Raw genomic sequence first — 23,012 nt, 5'->3', positions numbered from 1 at the left:
CGCTCACGGGTCAGCCCGCCGTCTCGGCGGCCTCGAGCCAGGCCAGCTCGAGCTCCTCGCGCTCGGCCGCGAGCGCACGCAGCTCCGCGTCGAGCGCGGTCACGGCCTGGTGGTCGGTCGCCTGGGCTGCCATGCGGGTGTGCAGGTCGGCTTCCAGGGCGCTGATGCGCTGCAGTCGGCGCTCGATCCGCTGCACCTCCTTGCGCGCGGCGCGCACCTCGGCCGCCGAGGGCCCCGGGGTGCTCGGTGTGTCCGCGCCGCCCGTCGCCGGTGCGGACGCCGCCGCGGACGCGGCCGCGGCGGACCCGACGGCCGACGTGCTCCCCGCACCGCTCGCGGCGAGCGCGGCCCCCCGCAGCTGCAGGTACTCCTCGACCCCGCCCGGCAGGTCCCGCAGGTGACCGTCGCCGAGCAGCGCGACCTGCCGGTCGCACACGCGCTCGAGGAGGTACCGGTCGTGCGAGACGACGATCAGCGTGCCCGGCCAGCCGTCGAGCAGGTCCTCGACCGCGGCGAGCGTGTCGGTGTCCAGGTCGTTGGTGGGCTCGTCGAGGAGCAGCACGTTCGGCTCGCCGACGAGCAGCCGCAGCAGCTGCAGACGGCGGCGCTCGCCTCCCGACAGCTCCCCCACGAGGGTGCGGGCGCGCTCGCGGGTGAACCCGAGGCGCTCGACCAGCTGGGCCGCGGTCAGCTCCTTGCCGGCGACGACGATGGTCCGCTTCTCGCGCTCGACGGCCTCGACGACGGTGAGGCCCGCGAGCTCGTCGAGGTCCTCGACGTCCTGACGCAGCTCCGCGACCCGCACGGTCTTGCCACGGCGCACGCGTCCCGAGGTGGGCACGGCGCTGCCGGTGAGCAGCCGCAGCAGCGTCGTCTTGCCGGCGCCGTTGACCCCGACGACGCCGTACCGGTCGCCGGGCCCGAGGCGCCACGTGATGTCGTCGAAGAGCACGCGCCCGTCGGGCAGCGTGTACGTGACGTCCTCGATGTCGAGGACGTCCTTGCCGAGCCGGGCGGTCGCGGTCCGCGCGAGCGCGAGGGAGTCGCGCGGCGGCGGCTCGTCGGCGATGAGGGCGGTCGCGGCGTCGATCCGGAACTTCGGCTTGGACGTGCGCGCGGGTGCGCCGCGTCGCAGCCACGCGAGCTCCTTGCGCAGCAGGTTCTGCCGCTTGCTCTCGACCGTCGCCGCCTGCTGGGCGCGTTCGGCCCGCGCCAGGACGTACGCCGCGTAGCCGCCCTCGTACTGGTCGACGACGCCGTCGTGGACCTCCCAGGTGCGGGTGCACACGGCGTCGAGGAACCACCGGTCGTGCGTGACCACGACGAGCGCGCCGCCGCCGCGCGCGTACCGGTCGACCAGGTACGACGCGAGCCAGGCGACGCCCTCGACGTCGAGGTGGTTCGTCGGCTCGTCGAGCACGAGGATCTCGTCGTCGCGCACGAGCAGCGCGGCGAGCGCGACGCGTCGGCGCTGCCCGCCGGACAGCTCGGACAGGGGCGCGTCGAGCGCGACATCGGCCAGCAGACCGGCGTGCACCGCACGGACCCGGGCGTCGGAGGCCCACTCGTGCGCGTCGGCGTCACCGTGCACCGCCTCGAGGACGGTGCCCGCCATGAGCTCGTCGCGCTGGTCGAGCAGCGCGACGCGCGTACCCCCGACACGGGTGACCCGTCCGGCGTCGGGCTCCTGCCTGCCGGACAGGACCCGCAGCAACGTGGACTTGCCCGCGCCGTTGGGGCCGACGACGCCGATGCGTTGGCCGTCGTCGACGCCGAGGCTGACCCCCTCGAGGAGGGCGCGGGTACCGAGGGTGAGGTGGACGCTGTCGGCGCCGAGCAGGTGGGACATCAGGGGTCAGCCTGCCAGGTGCGCCGCCAGTACGTCGAAGCTGCCCCGCGTCCCCTCCTCGCGCCCGACAGGGCTGTCGATGCCGTCACCCCGCCGTCGACACGGCGCGGTCGCCGCGATGCGCGTCGTCCCCGGGCAGACCGCGAGCGCCGCCCGGGCTCATCGGCCCGGGCGGCGCTCGGTGGTCAGCAGCGCTCGGTGGTCAGCAGCGCTCGGTGGTCAGCAGCGCTCGGTGCACCCGAGGGCCGCGTGCGTCAGGACGCGAGGTTGCGCGCCGCCCGCGCACCCAGCGCGATGCCGACGGCCACCGACACGTTGAGCGACTCGGCAGCCGAGCGCATCGGGATCGACACGGTCCGCGCGCCGGCGGTCAGCTCCGCCGAGGCACCGCGCTTCTCGCTGCCGAACACCAGCAGCAGCCGCTCCGCCAGACCCGCCAGGTCCGCCGTCACCAGGTCACCGCTCGCGTCGAACGCCACGCTCGGCAGGTCCAGCTCCCGCAGACCCGTGACCGCCTCCTCGCGGGAGGCCAGCACGACCGGCAGCGAGAACACGTAGCCGCGGCTCGCGCGGACCACACGCCGGTCCAGCGGGTTGGCCAGATCGCTGTCGACCAGGACGACACCGGCCGCGCCCAGCGCGTAGGCGGTCCGCACGGCGGCGCCGATGTTGCCCACGATCCGCACACCGTCGAGCACGACGACGTCACCGGTGCGCTCCGCGAGGTCGGCGAGCTTCGCCGGTCGCGGCGTCTTCGCGACGCCCACGACGTCGGGCTTGCGGTCACCGCGGAACAGCTCGTTCCACAGCGCGGTGGCGATCTCCTGGACCGTCACACCACGCGTCCGGGCGGCCGCGCCGAGCTCGGGGCCCACGTCGGCGCCCTCGACCGCGTAGATCCCGAGCACCTCCACGCCGGCGGTCAGCGCGTGGGCGAGCGGCTCGGGGTCCTCCACGAGGAGGGTGCGCGTGGCCGCGCGGGGGCGGCGCACGAGGTCGTCGATCCGCTGGACCTGCGGGTCCGAGCGGGACGAGATCACGTCGGTCATCGGTACATCTCCTGATCGGTGGTGCGCGGGCTGTGGCCCGCGACGTCACGACACTGCCACACGTCGGCCGGGTCGCCGTGCAGCCGGCCGCCCCGTGACACGCGGGGAGCCGCTCGCGCGGCCCGCAGGACCCGGCCGAGGACCCACGGGACCGCGCGCCGCGGCTCAGTCGGCGCCTGCGCCGCGGCTCAGTCGGCGCCTGCGCCGCGCAGCACCTCGCCCAGCTTCACGCGCGCCCCCATGCGCAGCACCGAGCGCTCGTAGATCCGCGCCGCCAGGGCGATGACCACGGCGCACGACGCCGCGAGCACCCCGAGCGACAGCAGCGGCTCCCACCACGCCGCCTCCCCGAGGAAGAGCCGCACGGGCATCCCCACGGGCGCCGAGAACGGCACGTACGACATGACCCTCAGGACCAGCGCGTTGTCGTTGAAGATCACGACGAGGAGGTACGGGATCATCGTCAGCCACGTCGCGGGCTGCAGCACGACGCCGGTGTCCTCGGTGCGCGAGACGAGCGACGCGCTCGCGGCGAACACCGCAGCCAGCAGCACGAACCCGAGCGCGAAGAACACGACGAACCACACGACGGGCATGCCGATCATCGTCAGCAGGTCGTCCTGACCGGTCACCACCAGCGCGAGGACCGACACCGCCGCGATGGCGGCCGTCTGCCCCAGCGCCAGGGCCGAGTTGCCGAGGACCTTGCCCGCCAGGAGCGCACGGGCCGGGACCGCGGACAGCAGGATCTCGACGATCCGGGTCTGCTTCTCCGTCACCGTGTTCTGCGCGATCGTCGCGCCGAACCCCATGGCGGACATCATGAACACCAGCCCGAACCCGAACGTCACCGCGTACCGGACACCACCCTCGGCAGCAGCCGGGTCGAGCAGCACGACCGCGGGCCTCTGCGTGAGCGCGTCCAGCAGCGCCTGCGGCGCCGCGTCCATCGCGACGACCTCGACGCCCAGCGGACCCTCGCCCGGCACGACGGCCGCGTCGACGTCGCCGTCCCGCACGGCCTGCTCGGCCGCGGCACGGTCCGGCACGTCGCTCAGCGCGAGGCCGTCGCCGGCGGGCAGCTCGCCCGCCACGGACTCGACGACCGCGACCGGCACGTCGTCGCCCTGCCGACCTGCCAGGACCGAGCTCAGGACGATCGCCGCGAGCACGCCGACGAGCAGGATCACGGTGGAGATCACGAAGGACTTCGTGCGGACCTGCGACGTGATCTCGCGCTCGGCGACGAGCAGCGCCGCGCGCCCCAGCGAGGGGGGCGTCGGGGCCGGGGGGCGGGCGTTCATCGGGCCACCTCTTCCATCTCGGGCTCGTCGGCGACGACGTCGCGGAAGATCTCCGCGAGCGTCGGGCGCAGCGGGGTGAAGGCGAGGACCGGACCCCGCGCGAGCGCCGAGGTCAGGACCTGCTGGGCGACGTCGTCCGCGGCCTCGAACACCGCCGACCCGCCCGCCAGCTCGTCCACGCGGACGCCGGGCACGTCGCGCAGCCAGCCCATGTCGCCGGGGGCGACGATCTCGTGGCGCGCCTGCCCGAACCGCTGCCGCAGGTCCTCACGCGTCCCCGCGGCCCGCACCTTCCCGCCGGCGATGATGACGAGGTCGTCGCACAGCCGCTCCACGACGTCGAGCTGGTGGGAGGAGAACAGGACGGGAGCACCCTGCTCGGCGCGTTCGGCGAGCACACCCTGCACGACCTCGACGGCCATCGGGTCGAGTCCGGAGAACGGCTCGTCGAGGATGAGGATCTCGGGGTCGTGCACGAGCGCCGCCGCGACCTGCGCACGCTGCTGGTTGCCCAGCGAGAGGTTCTCGACGGGGTCCTTCGCCCGGGACGCGAGGCCGAGGCGCTCGACGAGGGCCTCGGCGCGCTGCGTCGCGCCCTGCTTGTCGAAGCCGTGCAGCCGCGCCAGGTAGGTCAGGTGCTCGACGAGCTGCATCTTCGGGTACAGCCCCCGCTCCTCGGGCATGTACCCGAAGCGGGCGCGCTGCACCCCGGCCACCGGGGTGCCGTCGACCGTCACCGTCCCCGCGTGCGCGGCGAGCACGCCGAGGATGATCCGCATCGCCGTGGTCTTGCCGGCCCCGTTCCCGCCGACGAACCCCGTGAGCCGCCCTCGCCCGACCGTGAAGCTCACGTCGTCGAGCACGAGCCGGTCGCCGAACGACCGGCTGATCCCGTGCAGCTCGAGCATCGTCCCTCCCCTGCCACGTCACCGTCCGGCGCTCCCGGACGTCCTGACCACGACGCTAGAGGGCGCAGCGGCGCGAGGCCTCGGGCCCCCGGCCGATCCTGCGTCTCCGTCCCGGGGCGGAGACGCAGGTCGCTGACGAGCTCCTCACCCCACCAGGCCGTGCTCGTGCGCGTACACGACCGCCTGCACGCGGTCCCGCAGGCCGAGCTTCGCCAGGACGTTCGACACGTGCGTCTTGACCGTCGCGCGGCTCACGACGAGCTCCGCGGCGATCTCGTCGTTGTTGAGCCCGCGCGCGACCAGGGTGAGGACCTCCTGCTCGCGGTCGGTCAGCGGGACGGCCGGACGGGGCGCGGGACGCGTCGGCCGGCGCTCGGCCACGGCGCGCGCGATGACGGCCCGAGTGACCTCCGGTGCCAGCAGCCCCTCGCCCGCCGCGGCGCTGAGCACCGCCTCCGTGAGCTGCTCGGGGCGCGAGGTCTTCAGCAGGTAGCCCACGGCTCCCGCGCGCAGCGCCTCCAGGAGATAGTCCTCGCGGTTGAACGTCGTCAGGACGACCACCGCGGCGAGGAGCTCGGGGTCGGCGACGATGCGACGCGTCGCCTCGAGGCCGTCCATGTCGGGCATCTGCACGTCCATGCACACGACGTCGGGGCGCGTCGCACGCACGACCTCGAGGGCCTGGGTCCCGGTGCCGGCCTCGCCGACGACCTCGATCCCGGGGTGGGCGGACAGGATCGTCCCGATGCCCGCCCGCAGCAGCGCCTGGTCGTCCACGAGCACGACGCGCACGGTCGTCGTCATCGCTGCTCCTCCGTCTGCCGGGGTCCGGTCGGTACCGGTCCCCCTGTGCCCACCGCGCGCCCGTCCGACCCCAGCGGCAGGCGCGCGCGCACGACGAAGCCGCCGGACCTGCGCCGCGACGCCTCGAACGTGCCGCCGTCGGCGGCCACCCGCTCGCGCATCCCGACGATCCCCAGCCCGGTGGACGGTATCGCGCCCCGGCTGCGCGACGTGCCGCCGTCGTCGGAGACCTCGAGCTCGACCACCTCGGCCAGCCAGCGCAGGCGCACGTCCGTGCGGGCACCCGGCCCGGCGTGCTTGCGGGTGTTCGTCAGCGCCTCCTGCGCGATGCGGTACAGGTTGAGCGACGCGAGGGGACGCAGCCGCTGCCGTTCACCGATCTCGTCGTAGGTGACCTGCACGCCGGCCGCGCGGGCACGCTCGACCAGGTGCGGCAGCGCGTCGAGGTCGAGCGACGCGAGCGCCTCTCCGGACGCCGTGCCGCCGTCACGACCCCCGGGGTCGCCGGCGGGCTCGCCGCTGTCGCGGAGCATCCCGAGGATCCCGTGCAGCTCATGCACGGCCTCGCGCGCAGAGTTCTCCACGTGACCCAGCGCGTCAGCGGCCCGCTGCGGGTCCGACGCGAGCACGGTGCGCGCGGCCGCGGCCTGGACCCCCATGAGGGAGACGTGGTGGGCGACGGCGTCGTGCAGCTCGCGTGCGAGTCGCAGCCGCTCGAGCGAGACGGCTTGCTCCTCGGCGCGTCGACGCTCGAGCACCAGGAGGTGCGTGCGCCACGCGGTCCGCGCGCGCTCCCGCGCCGAGCGCCAGGCGTGCTCGCCGAAGAACCACGCGCCCGCGAAGTACAGGATGTTCGTCAGGAGCTGCAGCAGCGTGTACGCCACGATCGGCGAGAGAGCACCCACCTGGTCGCCCCACTCCGCCATGAGCTCCGGGTCGGTGGACGCTCGGAACAGCGCGACGAACAGCCACGCGAGCATCCCGACGACGACGATCCCGCGCACCACCGTCGCCCGGCGCCGGTCGGTCTCCCACGCCCCCACCGTGTACATCGCGCAGAACAGCGCGATGTTGGACACGAGTGTCTCGGGGACCCGCAGCACCTGCAGGACGACGAACGCGACGGCGACGACCAGGAGCACGACGCTCGGCCACCGGCGACGCACGGCGAGCGGCACGGTCACGGCGGCCAGCAGCAGCACGGACACCCAGCCGGCAGCCGGGTCCTCGTACAGCAGGCCGGACAGGTGCGCGAGCGCCATCGACAGCAGGCCGCCGAGGAACAGGGCAGCGGCGCCCAGCATGTCCCAGCGCAGCTCGTCCGCCGAGGGCGTGGGCCGCACCCAGCCCGGCTCGTCGGGGTCGGTCACGGCGAGCGGCACGACGTCGCGGCGCACGACCTCGCCGCGGTCCGGCGCCCCGGGGGGGCCCAGGTGCCGCGGGTCGTCCGGGCGCGGGTCCACGGGGCGGGCGTCCTCGGTCTGCTGGCCCCGGGTCCGGTCGAGCGGCACGTTCACTCCCCCGCGACGACCCGTGCGCCGGCGACGGGGCCGGTCGCGGTCAGCACGCGGTCGGCGACCCCCGAGGCCGTGAACGCGGCCGCGATCGCGACCGCGTGCTTCCTGCTGCGCGCCAGCGCCGCGACCGTCGGACCGGAACCGGAGACGACGACGCCGAGCGCGCCGGCGTCCGTCGCGACCGCGAGCGGTTCCGCCAGCCCGGGGTCGAGCTCGAGGGCGGCCGTCTCGAGGTCGTTGTGCAGGGCACCACCCAGCGCGGCAGGGTCCCCCGCGAGCAGCGCCTGCATGAGCGGCACGTCATGCTCGTCGTCGAGCGGCGCGACGTCGGGGTGGCACAGCTCGTCGTACGCGCCGTAGACGGCAGCGGTCGACAGGCCGCGCTCCTGCACGGCGAACGCCCAGTGGAACTCGCCCCGGCTCAACGCCGGCGTGAGCAGGTGCCCGCGTCCCTGACCGACCGCGGTGTGCCCGACCAGCGAGAACGGCACGTCGGACCCGAGCTCGGCCGCGAGCTCCAGCAGCTCGTCCCGCGACAGGCCGGCGCCCCACAGCGCGTCGCACGCGACGAGCGCGGCCGCGGCATCGGCGGACCCCCCGGCCATGCCTCCGGCGACGGGCACCCCCTTGACGAGGTGCAGGTGCACGCCGTCGTCGACCCCGGCGCGCTCCGCGACCGCCCGCGCGGCACGCAGCGCGAGGTTGGTCTCGTCCGTGGGCACCGCCTCGGACTGCGGGCCGCTCGCGCTCACGGCGAAGACGTCCGCGGGCGTCGCGACGACCTCCTCGTAGACCGAGACCGCCTGGAACACGGTCGACACGGGGTGGTAGCCGTCTGCCGCCCTGCGGCCGACGCGCAACGACAGGTTGACCTTGCCGGGCGCCCGCACGCGCACGGCACGCTCGGGCAGGTCCTCCAGGGGGGTCAGCGTCACGGTGCCACTGTGCCAGGTCCGGGCGTCGCGGGCCGTGCGGCGTGCAGCGCCTCGGCGATCCGCGCGAACCCCACGACGTCGACCTGCTCGCCCCGCACCTGGGGGTCGAGCCCCGCGGCCCGCACTGCGGTCTCGGCCGCCGCGGACGACCCGGCGACCCCGGCGAGGGCGGAGCGCAACATCTTGCGGCGCTGCGCGAACGCGGCGTCGACGACCGCGAACACCTCCTGCCGCGAGACCGTGGCGGCAGGTGGCTCGCGACGGTCGAGACGTACGAGCGCGGAGTCGACGTGCGGGGCGGGCCAGAACACCGCACGGCCGACGGTCGCCGTGCGCCGGGCGGCCGCGTACCAGGCGACCTTGGCCGACGGCACGCCGTACGTGCGGCTGCCGGGCGGCGCCGCGAGCCGGTCGGCGACCTCGGCCTGCACCATCACCAGCCCGCGCTCGAGCGAGTCGAAGCGCTCGAGGAACGTCAGCAGGACGGGGACCGACACGTTGTACGGAAGGTTCGCGACGAGGGCCGTGGGCGCCGGCCCCGGCAGCGCCGTCACCGTCAGCGCGTCCTGCGTCACGATGGTCAGGCGGGCACGGCCCGCGTCGTCGCGCAGCACCACGGTCGGGACCTCGGCGGTGGCGGCCGACGCGTCGAGCGTGAGGCCGGGCACGTGGGCCTGGACGGTGCCCGGCAGGAGGCGCGCCAGCACCGGGTCGATCTCGACCGCGACGACGTCGGCATCGGCCTCGAGCAGCCCCAGCGTCAGCGAACCGAGCCCGGGACCGACCTCGACGACCCGCTCCCCCGCCTCGACGCCGGCCTGGCGCACGATCTTGCGGACCGTGCCGCCGTCGAGGACGAAGTTCTGACCGAGGGTCTTGGTGGGCCGGATCCCGGCGCGCTGCGCGAGCGCACGGATCTCCGCCGGCCCGAGCAGGGTGATCGCCGACATGGCTCCCGAGCCTACGGCCGTCCGCCCCCCACCCTCACCACCCCACACACGCGTGAGAGCGCAATCCAGTCACCCCACCAACCCCAGAAGCGTGAGAGCGCAATCCAGCGACCCCCACACGCGCGTGAGAGAGCAATCCAGTCACCCACCCGACGCACGGGGGCGAACTGGATTGCTCTCTCACCACCGAAGGGTGGGCTGGATTGCTCTCTCACCACCCGGGGGTGGCTGGATTGCTCTCTCACCACCACGGGGGTGGGGTGGTGGGGTGCGCTCTCGCGCCGGGGTCAGCGGAAGAGGTTCTTGCCGCAGTGCGGCCACTGCCCGGCGCCCGAGCGGTTGTAGAGCATCTTCGCGCGGGCCGTCTGCTCGTCGGCCGACGCCTGCGACGGCAGGCCGGCACCGCCGACCGCCTGCCACGTGGCGACCGAGAACTGGTAGAGCCCGTGGTACTTGCCGGTCGAGGACACGGCGTTCACGCGACCACCGGACTCGCACTGCGCCAGGGCGGCCCAGTTGAGCGAGTCGGCGCTGCCGCCCGCCGCGATGGGGCCGGCCGCGGCCGCACCGGACGACGCCGCACGGGGTGCAGCGGACGCGACGGGGCGGGCCTTCGTGCCGACCTTCACGACCTCCTCGACGGGGGCCTGCGTGACCGCGTCGCTGACGAGCGCGCGCGACTCCTCGACGCCGTCGACCGTGGTGACGGTCTCGACGATCGTGCGCACGCCCGGGACCCCGGCCTGCGCGACGACCTTCTGGCCGACGTAGCGGCTCGGGTCGTCCTCGGTGCGGGACGTGAACGGCACCTCGGACGTCGTCGCGACGTCCTGCACCACCACGCGCTGCACCACGACCTGCACGACGCCGGCGGGGCCATGCTGCACGTGGACGCGGTCCAGCGGCTGCAGCGTGACGGCCAGGTCCTCGAGCGCCTCGCCGACCGTGGCGTCGACCTCCGGGACGTCGAGGACGGTCCCGTCGACCAGCACCTCGGCGCGCCCGTTCAGGGCGAGCTCGAGCGGCAGCTCGACGCGCTCGGCGGAGCGGGAGGCGACCAGCGCGACGTTCCCGGCGCGGTCGGCGAGCGTGTCGAGCGCCTCGTCGGCGCTGAGCGCGGTGGTCCAGACGACCTGGCGGTTGCCGTCGATCATCACGACGAGCGCGGTCGCGTGGCGCACGACGATCTCTGCACCGTCCTTCAGCACGCCGCTGTGGGACACGGTGTCGCGGTCCCCGACCTCGACGCCGTGGTCGGACAGGAGGCCGTCCACGGATCCGGCGAACGTCGACACCGTGCTGATCTCGCCGTCGACGTCGAGCGCGACGGTCTTGTGGGCCTGGGCGAAGGCAGTCCCGCCGGCGGCGACGACGAGCGCGGTGGCGCCCGCCGCGATCAGCGGCCAGCGGCGACGCGACGTGCGACCCGTCTCGGGTCCGGCGTCGGTGTCAGGGGTCGTGGCGGCAGGTGCCGTCGACGGGGTCGGACCGTTGAGGGGGGTCGAGAACTGCACGAGGCTCCAGCCGTCGTCGAGCCCGGGCACGGGGAGCGGCGGGGCTGCCCGGCGACCAGCACCAGGCACGCCCGCCACGGAGGGATCCCCGATCCCGGCGGTCCGGTGACCGCAGGGCGGCCGACCGTGCGTCACCTGAGCGGACAGGGTTCACCCGTCCGCGCAATAGCGACACGCGACCGTAACGGGATTGTGACGCCAGAACCAAACCGGACGACTGTGGCGAAGATCACAGCATACCCGGCGCGTCGTCGACGACGCGCCGACGACCGGGTCCCACAGCGACGAACCGGGAGGTCAGTACCAGTTCTTGGCCTGCGAGTGCGCCCACGCGCCGCAGGGGTCGCCGTAACGACCGGCGATGTAGTTCAGCCCCCACGTGATCTGCGTCGCGGGATTCGTTCGCCAGTCGTCCGCGACCGAGGCCATCTTGGAGCCCGGCAGCGACTGGGGGATGCCGTAGGCACCCGAGGAGCGGTTCTCGGCGTTCCAGCGCCAGCCGCTCTCCTTGTTCCACAGCGACAGCAGGCAGGCGAACTGGTCGTCGCCCCAGCCGCGTGCCGCGGCCATCTCCTTGCCCATCGCCTGCGCCGTGCCCGGCTCGACCGCGACCGACGCGGGGTCGGGGAGCTCCGCCGTTCCGACGCGCGTCACCTGGTCCACCGGCGGGACCGTCACGACCGACGCCAGCACCGTGCGGCCGACGACGACGCCACCCACCACGTCGAGCGAGTACGTCGTCGTCCGCTGACCCGCCCGGCCGGTCGACTTCACGACCCGGTTGCCCTTGACCAGGGTCGGGTCCTCGATCTCCTGCACGGCGAACGGCACGGCCTCGGTGACGGTCTCGCCCGACGTCGCGGCGCGTGTGACCAGCACGACCAGGCCGTCCACGGCCGCCGCGTCCAGAGGCACGGAGACCTGGTCGGCCTCCTCGAGCACCAGACCGATCTCGCGCAGCGCGTCCCGCACGGTCGAGCCGCTCGTCACGCCGTCGATGACCTGCCCGTCGACGACCAGGTGCACGGTCTTCTGCGTCGAGACCCGCAGCACGTCACGACCGACGGTCGCCGAGCGTGACGCGGACAGCCGCACGCCGTCCCGCAGCCCGAGCTCCTCGACGGCCTCGCCGACTGTCAGCGCCGTCGTCCAGACCGTGCGCTCCTGCCCGTCGACCTCGAGGGCGATCTCGCGGCCGTGCCGCACGACCACCTGGCCCGTGCGCGCCACCGCCTGGTCCAGCCCGGGCGCGACCAGGTCACCGTCGGCGACGTCGATGCCCCCGGCCGCCAGGACGTCGGCGACCGTGCGGCCGAACGTCTGGACCTGCACCTCGGTGCCGTCGACGTCGACGGTCACGTCCTTGTGCATGGCCGCGAAGGCACTGGTTCCGCCCACCACGAGCGCGAGCACGACCGCTTGCGCGGCGGTGCGTGCGGCCCGGTCGCGCGCACGTGCTGCGCGGCGACCCGGCTCCTGCTCGGAGACGGTCACGGTGTCCTTCGGGTCGGCGGGAGGGACGCTGCCCTGAAGTTCTCATCGGCAGCCGACGACGCACCCTTGACCGTGCGACCGACTGCTGCCGGGACAGACCGTAACCGACTCGTGACCCTCCCGACCAGCGGTGGCCGGGTACCGGGCGCGCTCACCACGGGCCGTACACGGCCTCGGACACCGCACTGACCTGCGCGCACACGTCCTCGAGCGCCCTGCCGGTGGCCTCGGAGACGGTGCGCAAAGTCCCCGGCAGGAGGTACGGCGCGTTGGGCCGTCCGCGATGCGGGTGGACCGTGAGGTACGGCGCGTCGGTCTCGACCAGCACCAGCGACGCCGGCAGCACGCGCAGCGCCGCCCGCAGCTCCTCGTTGGCCGGGAACGACACGGGCCCGGCGAAGGAGCAGTACCAGCCCTCGTCGGCGCACACGCGTGCCAGGTCGGCCCCGCCCGAGAAGCAGTGGAACACCGTGCGCTCGGGGGCGCCGTCGCGGCGCAGCACGTCGACGACCTCGTCGTGCGCGTCCCGGTCGTGGATCTGCAGCGCCAGACCGAGCTCCTTGGCGAGCGCGACGTGCGCCCGGAACGCCTCCCGCTGCACCTGGCGGCCGCGCTCGCCGGCGCGGAAGTGGTCCAGCCCGGTCTCCCCGATCGCCCGCACGCGCGGGTTGGCGCGCGCGGCCGCCGCGACGGCGGCGAGCGCCTCGTCGAGCGGCACGTCGTGGCGCGGCTGCGGGTCCGGCTCCAGCCCGTCGGGGGCGACCTCGCGGACACCCGCGTGCAGGACGGCCTCGTTCGGGTGGATCGCGACGGCGCCCAGCAGGGCCGGGTGAGCACGCACCGCCGCGTCCGTCCACGTGAGGGCGTCGAGGTCGCAGCCCACCTGCACCATGCGGGTCACCCCGACGGCTGCCGCACGGGTCAGGTGCGCGGCGAGATCCGGGGCGGCGGCCGACGACGCCGCGGGCTCCGCCGGGTCCCAGCCGTCCGCCCGCCACCCCACGACCGAGTCGAGGTGCGTGTGGTTGTCGACGACGGGCGACGGCAGGGGCTCTGGCGACGGGGGCCACCCCGTCTCACGACGCTTGCGGGCCACGGCTCAGGACTGCCGGAGCCGCTCGAGCTCCTCCTCGACGATCGCGTCGTCGAGCTTGGTGAAGACGGGCGTCGGCTTGCCGACCTTCGTGCCCGGCACGACCGCCTTCGGCTGCCACGTCCCGCGGACCGACGTGTAGTCGCCCGTGATGACGGGGTAGTGACGGGAGTCGTCGTCGAGGTCCGTGACCTCGTCGATGCGCGGCTGCGGCGAGAACGTGCCGGTGCCGCCCAGCGCCTCGTGCACCGCCTGCGCACTGTGCGGCAGGAAGGGCGCGAGCAGCGTGTTGAGGTCGCTGACCGCCTGGGTGGTGGTGTGCAGCACGGTGGCGAGGCGGTCCGGGTCCGTCTTGAGCTTCCACGGCTCGGTCTCCGAGACGTACCGGTTGGCCTCGGTCACCACGCGCATGGCCTCCTGCAGCGCCTGGCGCTGGCGGTGCGCACCGACGAGCTCCCCGACGCGCCCGAAGGCGGTCGTGACCTCGGCGACCAGCGCCTCGTCCACGGGCTCCCGACGGCCCGGCGCCGGGATCTCACCGAAGTTCTTGTGCACCATGCTGGCCGTCCGGTTGACCAGGTTGCCCCAGCCCGCGACGAGCTCGTCGTTCGTGCGGCGCTTGAACTCCGCCCACGTGAAGTCGACGTCCTGCATCTCGGGGCCGGCCACCGAGATGTAGTAGCGCAACGCGTCAGGCTGGTAGCGCGCGAGCATGTCCCGCACCAGGATCACGCGGCCCCGCGACGTCGAGAACTGCTTGCCCTCGACGTTGAGGAACTCGCTGGACACGACCTCGGTGGGCAGGTTGAGGGCCCCGTACGCGCCGGGCGCCCCGCCGCGCGACCCCTTGCCGTCGTAGCCGAGCAGCTCCGCCGGCCAGATCTGGGAGTGGAACGTGATGTTGTCCTTGCCCATGAAGTAGTACGACAGGGCCTCGGGGTCGTTCCACCACTGCCGCCAGGCGTCGGGGTCGCCGCTGCGCCGCGCCCACTCGATCGACGCCGACAGGTACCCGATCACGGCGTCGAACCACACGTACAGGCGCTTGGTCGGGTTCTGCTCCCAGCCGTCCAGCGGCACGGGGATGCCCCAGTCGATGTCGCGCGTCATGGCGCGCGGGCGCACGTCGTCGAGCAGGTTCAGCGAAAACTTCAGGACGTTCGGGCGCCACCCGGTGCGCGTGCGCAGCCAGTCGCCGAGCGCGTCGACGAACGCCGGCAGGTCGAGGAAGAAGTGCTCGGACTCGACGAACTTCGGCGTCTCGCCGTTGATCTTGCTCTTCGGGTTGATCAGCTCGATCGCGTCGAGCTGGTTGCCGCAGTTGTCGCACTGGTCGCCGCGCGCGCCGTCGTACCCGCAGATCGGGCACGTGCCCTCGATGTAGCGGTCGGGCAGCGTGCGGCCCGTCGACGGGCTCACCGCGCCCTTGGTGGTCCGCTCGATCATGTAGCCGTTCTTGTGCACCGTGCGGAACATCTCCTGCACCACGGCGTAGTGGTTGCGCGTGGTGGTGCGGGTGAACAGGTCGTACGACAGGCCGAGTGCCGTGAGGTCCTCGACGATGACGCGGTTATAGCGGTCCGCGAGCTCCTGGGCGCTGACGCCCTCCTTGTCGGCCTGCACGAGGATGGGCGTGCCGTGCTCGTCGGTGCCCGAGACCATCAGCACGTCGTGCCCCGCCATGCGCATGTACCGGCTGAAGACGTCCGAGGGGATGCCGAAGCCGGCGACGTGACCGATGTGGCGGGGGCCGTTCGCGTAGGGCCAGGCGACGGCCGACAGGATGCGGGACATGCCTCGATCCTAGGTGGGACGCCCCTCGTCCTCGTCCTCGATTCCGCGTTGCAGGCCCTGCTCGGCCGGGGGCTCGGGCTCGTCGGCGTCCTCGCGCCACCGCCGGCGGCCCAGGTCGACGAAGCGCGCGGTCCCCTCGGAGACGTCCCAGGAGCGCTCGTGCGCCTCCTCCTCGTCGAGCCGCAGCGCCTCCTCGCCCGCGATCGCCTCGGCCTCGACCGACGTGCCGTCCTCGGCCGCCTCGGCCAGCGTGGGGGGCAGGCGCCGCTCGGCGCGCACGTCCTCGTCGGGTGCGGCGTCGGGGTCGTCCGTCTCGTCGGGCGTGCGGATGCGCAACGGCTGGGTGTCGTCCGGCTCGTAAGGGCGCTCCCGCGTCGGCCACACCACCACCGGCTCCGCCCACCGCTCGGGCAGCACCCCGGCGGACCCCGCGACGACCTGCGGCTCGTCCGCGGGCGGGTCCACCGTGCCGGCCTGCGCCTCGGGGGCGTCGGCGAGCGCGACGGCGCCACCGGCACGCGAGGGCGCGCGCGACGGCGGCACCGACGGAGGCGGGGCGGCGGGGCTGCGCGTGCGGCCGCGGCGCGGCTCGCGGGAAGGACCGCCGTCGTCCTCGCCGTCGGACGGCGGCTGCGTCGCGGGCGTGAAGATCAGCGCGCACAGATCCCGGTACGTCGCGTCGGGCCGCGCCACCCAGCCGATCTGCCGCAGCGCCTGGTCCTGGCCCGCGGACTCCAGGAGGAACTGCCCGTAGCCGAGCATCTGCCCCAGGACGGACCGCGAGTAGCGCATGTCCGTGACCTTCATCAGCGGCATCATGCCGACCTGGTGGGTGACGAGGCCGGTGAGCAGGAGCATCCGCTTGTCGGTCGCGACGAACCACTCGACGCGCCACAGCAGCAGGTACCACCCGAACCTCGCCAGCGCGGCGAGCCACAGCCACCACACCACGAGCGCACCGTCACCGACGGCCGGCTGCAGCAGGTACGTCAGCCAACCGCACACCGCGAACACGCCCGCAGCCACGAGGGCCGGCTCGAGCAGCTTGGCCCAGTGCCGGCGGGTCGCCAGGACGACGCGCTCCCCCGGCAGCACGTACCGCCGCAGCAGCCGGTGGGACATGACGATGCGCGTCGCGTGGTCCGTCGTCACGTCGTCACCTCCCGCCCTCGCGCCTCGACGGCACTACGGCACCGTCGGTCAGTCCGCCAGGTTGCTGAAGAACCGCGCGAACCCCGAGAACGCGCCGTAGATGAAGTCCCAGATGTTCTCGACCACCTCCGCCGCACGGTCGGGGTTCGTCACCACGGCGTACAGCAGGAAGATCACGACGATCCACATGAGGATGCTCTTCGCCCTCGCCGGCATGGTCGGCTCCCGTCGTGTGCTCGTCGTCGCGTGGTCGTGCTGCTGATCACCGCCGCCGTCGTCGTCCGGCCGGTCCACCGACGAGCGCGAGCGCGACCGTCGGACGGCGCACACAGTACCGACCAGGACGATCCGCCCGAACCGCACACGCCGGGCGCGTCGCGACTCTCAGTCGTCTCTCACGGTGACGCGCAGGACGCGGTCGTCACCGGGGACCGGGTCGCCGCGGCCGTCGGTGTTGTTCGTCAGCACCCACAGCGACCCGTCCGGTGCGACCTCGACGGCCCGCAGCCGGCCGTGCTCGCCGGCCAGCAGGGCCTGCGGCGTGCCGACCCCGGAGGCGTCGGCGGCCGGGTCGTCGAGCGTCGCGGGGTCGACGGGCCGCAGGGGCACGCGCCACAGCGTGCGGCCCCGCAGGCCCGCGAGGTAGACGCCCTCGTCGGTCACGGCGAGGCCGGACGGCGACGCGTCGGACGTGGCCCACACGGCGACGGGGTCGACGAACCCCTGCCCCGCCCCGCCCTGCCCCTCGACCTCGGGCCAGCCGTGGTCGGCGCCCGCGTGCAGCACGTTGAGCTCGTCCCACGTGTCCTGCCCGAACTCCGCAGCGAACGCGCGCCCGTCCGGCGCCCAGCCGATGCCCTGCACGTTGCGGTGGCCCCGCGTCCACACCGGCGACGCCGGGTCCGGGTTGCCGGGCGCGGGCGCGCCGTCGGCCGTGACGCGCAGCACCTTGCCACCCAGACTGCCCGGGTCCGGCGCCAGACTCGTCGTGTACGTGTCCCCCGTCGTGACGTACAGGTACCCGTCCGGCCCGAAGGCCAGGCGCCCGCCGTTGTGGTTCGAGCCCTTCGGGACGCCCTCGAGCAGGACGCGCGTCGGGCCGAGCGTCGCGCCGTCGAGCGTCGCGCGCAGGACGCGGTTGTCCTGGCGGGAGGTCAGGTACACGACGACGTCCACCGGCCCGGACGGTGCGGCGCCCGGGACGACGGCCACGCCCAGCAGCCCGCCCTCGCCGCGCGCGACGGTCGCGTCCGCGATCTCGTCGGCGCCGGGTCCCGTCACGTCGGTCAGCGACCCGTCGCCCCCGACGAGGACGAGGCCGGCCGCGTCCCGCAGGGTCACCAGCGCGCGGCCATCGGGGAGGAACGCCAGGCCCCACGGTGCGTCCAGCCCCGTGGCGACGTCCTGCACGGACGCCACCGTCACGGTCGGGACGTCCCGCACCGGCGAGGCGTCGGGCTGGGCTGCGGGCGCCGCCGCCGTGGACGTGGGGCCGGGGGCCGACGGCGTCGGCGACGCAGTGGGGGCAGTGGGGGCCGGGGCGTCCGGCGAGCACCCGGCGACCAGGGCGAGCGCCACGACGCCGTGTGCGACCAGGCCGTGCGCGACCAGGCGGTGCGCGACCAGGCGGCGCGCGACCGCGGACGGGCGCCGCCCGGCGCTGCGTCGTGCACCGTCACGTGGACGTCCGGCTGGCATGACCCCACTGTGCCGTGCCCGCGCCCGTCCCGCAGCCCTGGTCACGACCCCGTGCAGCGACGCGGTGCCCTCAGGGGGTGCGCGACGCCAGGGCCGCCGCGTACAGGTCGCGCTTGGGGACACCCGTCGCCTCCGCCACCTCCGCGACCACCGTCTTGAGCCGTTCACCGCCGTCGACGCGCGCCAGCACCTCGGGCACCAGGTCGGCGACGTCCCGCGGGCCGTCGGCGGGCGCGCCGCCGACGACGATCACGACCTCGCCGCGCACCTCCCCCGCGTGCGCCCACGCGGCCAGCTCCTCCAGCGGTCCGCGGCGCACCTCCTCGTACGTCTTGGTCAGCTCACGGGCCACCGCGGCCGGGCGGTCCGCCCCGAACGCCGCGACCAGCGCGTCGAGGGCCTCGGCCACGCGGTGCGGCGCCTCGAACAGCACCATCGTGCGGCGCTCGGACGCCAGCGCGGCCAGCGCGCGCGCCCGGTCCCCGGCCCGCCGCGGCAGGAAGCCCTCGAAGCAGAACCGGTCGGTCGGCAGGCCCGACAGCGCCAGCGCCGCCAGGACCGCGCTCGGCCCCGGCGCCACCGTCACCGGCAGCCCCGCGGCGACGGCCGCCTGCACGACCCGGAACCCGGGGTCCGACACCGTCGGCATGCCGGCGTCCGTGACGACGAGGACCGTGCCACCCTGCGCCACGACGCCGAGCAGCTCGTCGGAGCGCCCGGACTCGTTGTGCTCGTGGTGGCTGACGACGCGCCCCGTGACGGTCACACCCAGCCGCGCGGCCAGCGCGCGCGTGCGTCGCGTGTCCTCCGCGGCCACGACGTCCGCCTCGGCCAGCAGCCGGCGCAGCCGGCCCGACGCGTCCTCGGCGTCCCCGATCGGCGTGGCGGCCAGCACCAGCGCACCCTCGCCGGGGCGCAGCGAGCGCCCCGCCGGTACCCGCGCGGGCGGCACCGGCTCGGTCGCGTCGGACGACGCCGCCGTGCCGGCAGGGTCGGGCAGCAGGCCGGGGACGTCGTCCGGCAGGGGGTCGGGGGCGGGCTCGACGGGGGGCGGCGGGGTCACCGTCCCAGCCTGCCACCACGGCACCCCACCACCCGCTCGGGTGAGCCACCCTCGGCCGCGACCCACCCGCGTCGGACCGCCGACCGTTGCTCGCCGGTGCGCCCGGAACGCCCCGGTCCGCCTACCCCTACGATGGGCCGGTGCCGACCGACGGAGACGACACCGAGCGCCAGCCCACCGAGCAGGGGACCGCCCCGCACGCGGGCGCGGACACGCTTCCCTCGCCCGCCCCCGACGCGCCGGACCGGGACGTCGACGACCCCGCCGGCACGGCCGACGACCAGGGACCGGACGAGCCCGCCGAGGACCCCGAGCCGCACGGGCAGCGGCTGCTGCGCCGCCTGCTCGGCGCGGGCACCCTCGCGCTCGACGCGACGCCGCGCGCGCGCCTGCACGGGTGGCTGTGGGCGCTGGCCGTCACGGCGCTCGCGGGGTTCCTGCGGCTGTGGAACCTCGAGCGCCCGCACCGGCTGGTGTTCGACGAGACGTACTACGTCAAGGACGCGTACTCCCTGCTGATGCGCGGCTACGAGGCCACCTGGGGCGACGAGCCGAACGCGCGCTTCGAGGCCGGTGACGTGAGCATGCTCGGCACCGACCCCGCGTACGTCGTCCACCCCCCCGTCGGCAAGTGGATGATCGCCCTCGGGATCCGCCTGGGCGGCGGCGTCGAGAGCTCGGCCGCGTGGCGCATGGCGGCGGCCGTGTGCGGGACGCTCGCCGTCCTCATGATCGCGCGCATCGCGCGGCGGCTGTTCGCCTCGACCGCGCTCGGCACCACTGCCGGCCTGTTCCTCGCGGTCGACGGGCAGGCCATCGTGCACTCCCGCGTCAGCCTGCTCGACCCGTTCCTCATGTTCTTCGCGCTCGCCGCCTTCGGGTGCCTGATCCTCGACCGGGAGCAGGCCCGTCGCCGCCTGGCCGTGCGGGCCGGTGCCGTCCTCGACTCGGGAGGGCCGCTCGGCTGGGGCCCGGGCCTGGGGTTCCGGTGGTGGCGGCTGGCCGCGGGCGTCCTGCTGGGCCTGGCGATCGGCACCAAGTGGTCCGGCCTGTACTTCCTCGCCGTCTTCGGCCTGCTCACGGTGCTGTGGGACGCGACCGCGCGGCGCAGCGCCGGCGTGCGCCCGTGGGTGCGGGCCACGCTCGTCAAGGACGCGGTGGTCGCGTTCCTCGTCATGGTCCCCACGGCGCTCGCGACGTACCTCGCGTCATGGGCGGGCTGGTTCGCGACGGACAGCGGGTGGGACCGGCACTGGGCGGAGAACAACCCCGGCCAGGGCGTGCAGTGGCTGCCGCCCGCGCTTCGCTCCCTGTGGTCCTACCACCAGGGCATGTGGCGCTTCCACAGCGACCTGGAGACACCGCACAGCTACGCGGCGGGCCCGCTCGGCTGGATCGTGCAGTGGCGGCCCACCTCCTACTACTACCCGGCGGAGGTCTCGGGCCTCACGGGCGACGCCGCCCAGCAGGCGTGCGGTGCGGCCTCGTGCTCGCAGGCGATCGTCGCGGTCGGCAACCCGCTCATCTGGTGGGCGGGCACCGCGGCCATCCTCGTGGCGCTGTTCTGGCTGGTGCGCTACCGCGACTGGCGGGCGGGTGCGGCGCTGTCCGGGATCGTGGCCGGGTGGGTGCCGTGGTTCGCCTACGCGCACCGCACGATCTTCACGTTCTACACGATCGCCTTCGTGCCGTGGGTGGTGCTGACGCTGGTGTACGTCCTCGGGCTGCTCGTCGGGCCGGCGGTGGGCGACGACGGGACCGCCCGTGACCGCAGGGCCCGACGTTGGACGGTCGCCGCCGTCGGGGTGTTCGTGGCGCTCGTCGTGGCCGTCGGGCTGTTCTTCTACCCGGTGTGGGTCGGGTTCGTCATCCCGTACGACCAGTGGCACCTGCGGATGTGGCTGCCCACCTGGATCTGACGTGGGGCCGGCCGGCGCGCCGGTCTCACCCGTCCCAGCGTCCCTGCGGGGTGCGGTGCCACGCGAGGCCGATCCGGTCCCAGTGCCGGCCGTGGTGGCGCAGCCGTCGCGTGAAGTCGTCGAAGTCGCGACGGGCGGGCTCGCTCCACGCGACCTCCGCGACGGCCGCGAGCCGTGGCAGCAGCATCGTGGTCAGGTCGTCCAGCGTGCGCAGCGTCTCGGTCCACACCGCGGCCTCCACACCCACGACGGCCTCGGGTGGCAGGTCCGCGACGAGGGACGCGGGCGCCCACTCGTACGCGTCGCGCAGCTCGACCGTCCCGGCCCACTCCTGTCCCAGCCCGACGCCCGCCTCGTACCGCATGTCGAGGTAGACCTTCGGCGCCGGCGACAGCAGCACCCGGGCTCCGGCGTGGGCCGCGGCGACGAGCGGCGCGGCGTCCACACGCGTGTCCCAGTACTGCACGACGGTCCCGGCCGGCAGGTCCGGCACCGACGCGGCCTCCTGCCACGCGACGACCCGCTTGCCGTGCGCCGTGACGGCGGCCGCGGCGGTCCGCACGAGCCGCGCGTACTCGTCGGGACCCATCGCCAGGACCTCGTCCCCGCCGATGTGGACGTGCCGGCCGGGGGTCATCTCGGCCAGGTCGCCGAAGACGTCGGCGAGGAACGCGTGCGTCGCGGGTAGGTCGTCGTGCAGGCGGGAGAAGCCCACGTCGATCCCGAGGTACTCGTCGGCGGGCTGCCCGTCCGGGTTGAGCTCGCCGTACGCGTGCAGCGCGGCGTTCACGTGGCCCGGGACGTCGATCTCGGGGACGACGCGGATCGCCCGCGCCCGGGCGAACGCGAGGATCTCGTCCCAGTCGGCGCCCGAGTAGTACCCACCCGCGTCGCCTCCCACCGAGTGCGCGCTGGCCCGGCGCACCAGCTCCGGCCGTGACGGCATGTCCAGGCGCCACGCCTGGTCGTCGGTCAGGTGCAGGTGCAGCACGTTGAGCTTGTAGTGCGCCATCAGGCCGATGACGACCTTGAGGTCCGGCACGCTGACGAAGTGGCGTGCCACGTCGAGCGACAGACCGCGCCACGCATAGCGCGGGGCGTCCTCGACCCGCACGGCGGCCACCTCGATGCCGCCGTCGGGGCGTTCACGCAGCAGCTGGCGCAGCGTGACGACCGCGTGCACGAGCCCGTCGGTGGACCGCGCCTCGAGCCGGACACGGCCGGTCCCCACGACCACGCGGTACGCCTCCGTGCCCGGCGGCAGGTCGTCGACGAGCCGCATCAGGACCACCCCGGCCGTGTCCGGCTCGGCACGACGCACCTCGACGGCTCGCCCGCTCACGCGGCCGAGCAGGTCGGCGGTCAGCACCGCCAGCGGGAGCAGCGCCTCGTCGGCGTCGACGACGACGACGGTCGAGCGGGTGATGACGAACGGCGCCTGGGTCGACGGCTGGACGACGAGCGGCGCGGGCACGATCCCGTGGATGCCGGACACGGGGCTCCTCACGACGGGCGGACCAGTGGGGGCGAACCTACCCCGGTGTCGAGGCCCCTGCGGGGGTGGGACGCAGCGTGCCGCGCATCGTTGCCGTCGGCAGGCCGCGTGAGCCCTCGACAGGCGCGACTGCCGGGAGTGCCCTAGTTTCCTTCCCGACCGGTCATCGGTCCTGACTTCTGAGGAGTGGACATGGGTATCGGCGGAATCATCAGCGCCATCGTCGTCGGCGCGATCATCGGCGCGCTCGGCCGGCTGTTCGTGCGCGGACGCCAGAAGATCTCGATCATCGCGACGATCCTCATCGGGATCGTCGCCGCGCTCATCGGTACGTGGATCGCCTCGCTGGCCGGCTGGGACGAGACGTCGGGACCCGACGTGCTCGAGGTCGTCATCCAGATCGTGCTCGCGGCGCTGTTCGTCGCGCTCTACGCGGGATGGGCGGGCAAGCGCCGCTGACCGCGAGCTCCCAGG

General features: G+C 74.4%; 19 protein-coding genes and 1 pseudogene. 2 read left to right on the top strand and 18 right to left on the bottom strand.

All coding sequences use genetic code 11. The features are described from left to right. Positions 1-10: 10 nt before the first annotated feature. The 17 genes and pseudogenes from NP048_RS04475 to rsmI form a co-directional block, all read right to left on the bottom strand. Positions 11-1,360, bottom strand: coding sequence for an ABC-F family ATP-binding cassette domain-containing protein (locus tag NP048_RS04475; protein WP_372456849.1), 1,350 nt, complete (start codon positions 1,358-1,360; stop codon positions 11-13). Between the two features lie 6 nt (positions 1,361-1,366). Continuing rightward, a pseudogene (locus NP048_RS19385) lies at positions 1,367-1,849 on the bottom strand (ATP-binding cassette domain-containing protein); the annotation flags it as partial. Positions 1,850-2,103: 254 nt separating this feature from the next. Further along, on the bottom strand, positions 2,104-2,898 hold the full coding sequence (locus NP048_RS04470) for a TrmH family RNA methyltransferase (RefSeq protein WP_227578295.1): 795 nt from the start codon (positions 2,896-2,898) through the stop codon (positions 2,104-2,106). 188 nt (positions 2,899-3,086) lie between these two features. After that, positions 3,087-4,202 carry an ABC transporter permease gene (locus NP048_RS04465; RefSeq protein ID WP_227578294.1) on the bottom strand — a complete coding sequence of 372 codons (1,116 nt, stop codon included), beginning with the start codon at positions 4,200-4,202 and terminating at the stop codon, positions 3,087-3,089. Then, complete coding sequence (locus NP048_RS04460; RefSeq protein ID WP_227578293.1) at positions 4,199-5,110, bottom strand: ABC transporter ATP-binding protein; 912 nt, start codon at positions 5,108-5,110, stop codon at positions 4,199-4,201. The genes NP048_RS04465 and NP048_RS04460 overlap by 4 nt, the downstream gene beginning before the upstream one ends. A gap of 144 nt (positions 5,111-5,254) precedes the next feature. Further along, positions 5,255-5,914, bottom strand: coding sequence for a response regulator (locus NP048_RS04455; RefSeq protein ID WP_227578292.1), 660 nt, complete (start codon positions 5,912-5,914; stop codon positions 5,255-5,257). After that, positions 5,911-7,425 carry a sensor histidine kinase gene (locus NP048_RS04450; RefSeq protein WP_227578291.1) on the bottom strand — a complete coding sequence of 505 codons (1,515 nt, stop codon included), beginning with the start codon at positions 7,423-7,425 and terminating at the stop codon, positions 5,911-5,913. The genes NP048_RS04455 and NP048_RS04450 overlap by 4 nt, the downstream gene beginning before the upstream one ends. A gap of 2 nt (positions 7,426-7,427) precedes the next feature. Beyond that, positions 7,428-8,366, bottom strand: a complete 939-nt coding sequence (locus NP048_RS04445) for a 4-(cytidine 5'-diphospho)-2-C-methyl-D-erythritol kinase (protein WP_227578290.1) — start codon at positions 8,364-8,366, stop codon at positions 7,428-7,430. Next, entirely contained in the window at positions 8,363-9,316 is a 954-nt protein-coding gene (gene rsmA, locus NP048_RS04440; protein ID WP_227578289.1) for a 16S rRNA (adenine(1518)-N(6)/adenine(1519)-N(6))-dimethyltransferase RsmA, read from the bottom strand. The genes NP048_RS04445 and rsmA overlap by 4 nt, the downstream gene beginning before the upstream one ends. Before the next feature lie 287 nt (positions 9,317-9,603). Next, positions 9,604-10,908, bottom strand: coding sequence for a resuscitation-promoting factor (locus NP048_RS04435; protein ID WP_227578288.1), 1,305 nt, complete (start codon positions 10,906-10,908; stop codon positions 9,604-9,606). 219 nt (positions 10,909-11,127) lie between these two features. After that, the gene (locus tag NP048_RS04430) at positions 11,128-12,324 is read right to left on the bottom strand and encodes a resuscitation-promoting factor (protein WP_227578287.1); all 1,197 of its coding nucleotides are present in this window, start codon (positions 12,322-12,324) and stop codon (positions 11,128-11,130) included. Between the two features lie 151 nt (positions 12,325-12,475). Continuing rightward, a complete protein-coding gene (locus NP048_RS04425) occupies positions 12,476-13,420 on the bottom strand; it encodes a TatD family hydrolase (RefSeq protein WP_227578286.1) in 945 nt (314 codons plus the stop codon). A 3-nt stretch (positions 13,421-13,423) separates the two neighbouring features. Beyond that, positions 13,424-15,211 carry a methionine--tRNA ligase gene (metG, locus tag NP048_RS04420; RefSeq protein WP_227578285.1) on the bottom strand — a complete coding sequence of 596 codons (1,788 nt, stop codon included), beginning with the start codon at positions 15,209-15,211 and terminating at the stop codon, positions 13,424-13,426. 9 nt (positions 15,212-15,220) lie between these two features. Further along, positions 15,221-16,363: a PH domain-containing protein gene (locus tag NP048_RS04415; protein ID WP_227578284.1), complete on the bottom strand. Its 1,143-nt coding sequence runs from the start codon at positions 16,361-16,363 to the stop codon at positions 15,221-15,223. Between the two features lie 48 nt (positions 16,364-16,411). Then, the gene (locus NP048_RS04410) at positions 16,412-16,579 is read right to left on the bottom strand and encodes a hypothetical protein (RefSeq protein WP_227578283.1); all 168 of its coding nucleotides are present in this window, start codon (positions 16,577-16,579) and stop codon (positions 16,412-16,414) included. 168 nt (positions 16,580-16,747) lie between these two features. Continuing rightward, positions 16,748-18,061, bottom strand: a complete 1,314-nt coding sequence (locus NP048_RS04405) for a PQQ-dependent sugar dehydrogenase (RefSeq protein WP_227578282.1) — start codon at positions 18,059-18,061, stop codon at positions 16,748-16,750. A 70-nt stretch (positions 18,062-18,131) separates the two neighbouring features. Next, complete coding sequence (rsmI, locus tag NP048_RS04400) at positions 18,132-19,124, bottom strand: 16S rRNA (cytidine(1402)-2'-O)-methyltransferase (RefSeq protein ID WP_372456844.1); 993 nt, start codon at positions 19,122-19,124, stop codon at positions 18,132-18,134. A gap of 140 nt (positions 19,125-19,264) precedes the next feature. On the opposite strand from rsmI, the gene NP048_RS04395 reads away from it, so the two are divergent. Further along, the gene (locus NP048_RS04395; protein ID WP_227578281.1) at positions 19,265-21,043 is read left to right on the top strand and encodes a dolichyl-phosphate-mannose--protein mannosyltransferase; all 1,779 of its coding nucleotides are present in this window, start codon (positions 19,265-19,267) and stop codon (positions 21,041-21,043) included. A 25-nt stretch (positions 21,044-21,068) separates the two neighbouring features. Here NP048_RS04395 and NP048_RS04390 read toward each other — a convergent pair whose 3' ends face one another. After that, positions 21,069-22,538, bottom strand: coding sequence for a beta-N-acetylhexosaminidase (locus NP048_RS04390; RefSeq protein ID WP_227578280.1), 1,470 nt, complete (start codon positions 22,536-22,538; stop codon positions 21,069-21,071). A gap of 192 nt (positions 22,539-22,730) precedes the next feature. Between NP048_RS04390 and NP048_RS04385 the strand changes: the two genes are divergently transcribed. After that, on the top strand, positions 22,731-22,997 hold the full coding sequence (locus NP048_RS04385) for a GlsB/YeaQ/YmgE family stress response membrane protein (protein ID WP_227578279.1): 267 nt from the start codon (positions 22,731-22,733) through the stop codon (positions 22,995-22,997). Positions 22,998-23,012 lie beyond the last annotated feature (15 nt).

This window comes from Cellulomonas xiejunii, from assembly GCF_024508315.1.
GTDB lineage: Bacteria > Actinomycetota > Actinomycetes > Actinomycetales > Cellulomonadaceae > Cellulomonas > Cellulomonas xiejunii.
The sequence above is the reverse complement of the archived record's forward strand: the minus strand, read 5'-3'. Positions and strand labels throughout refer to the sequence as shown.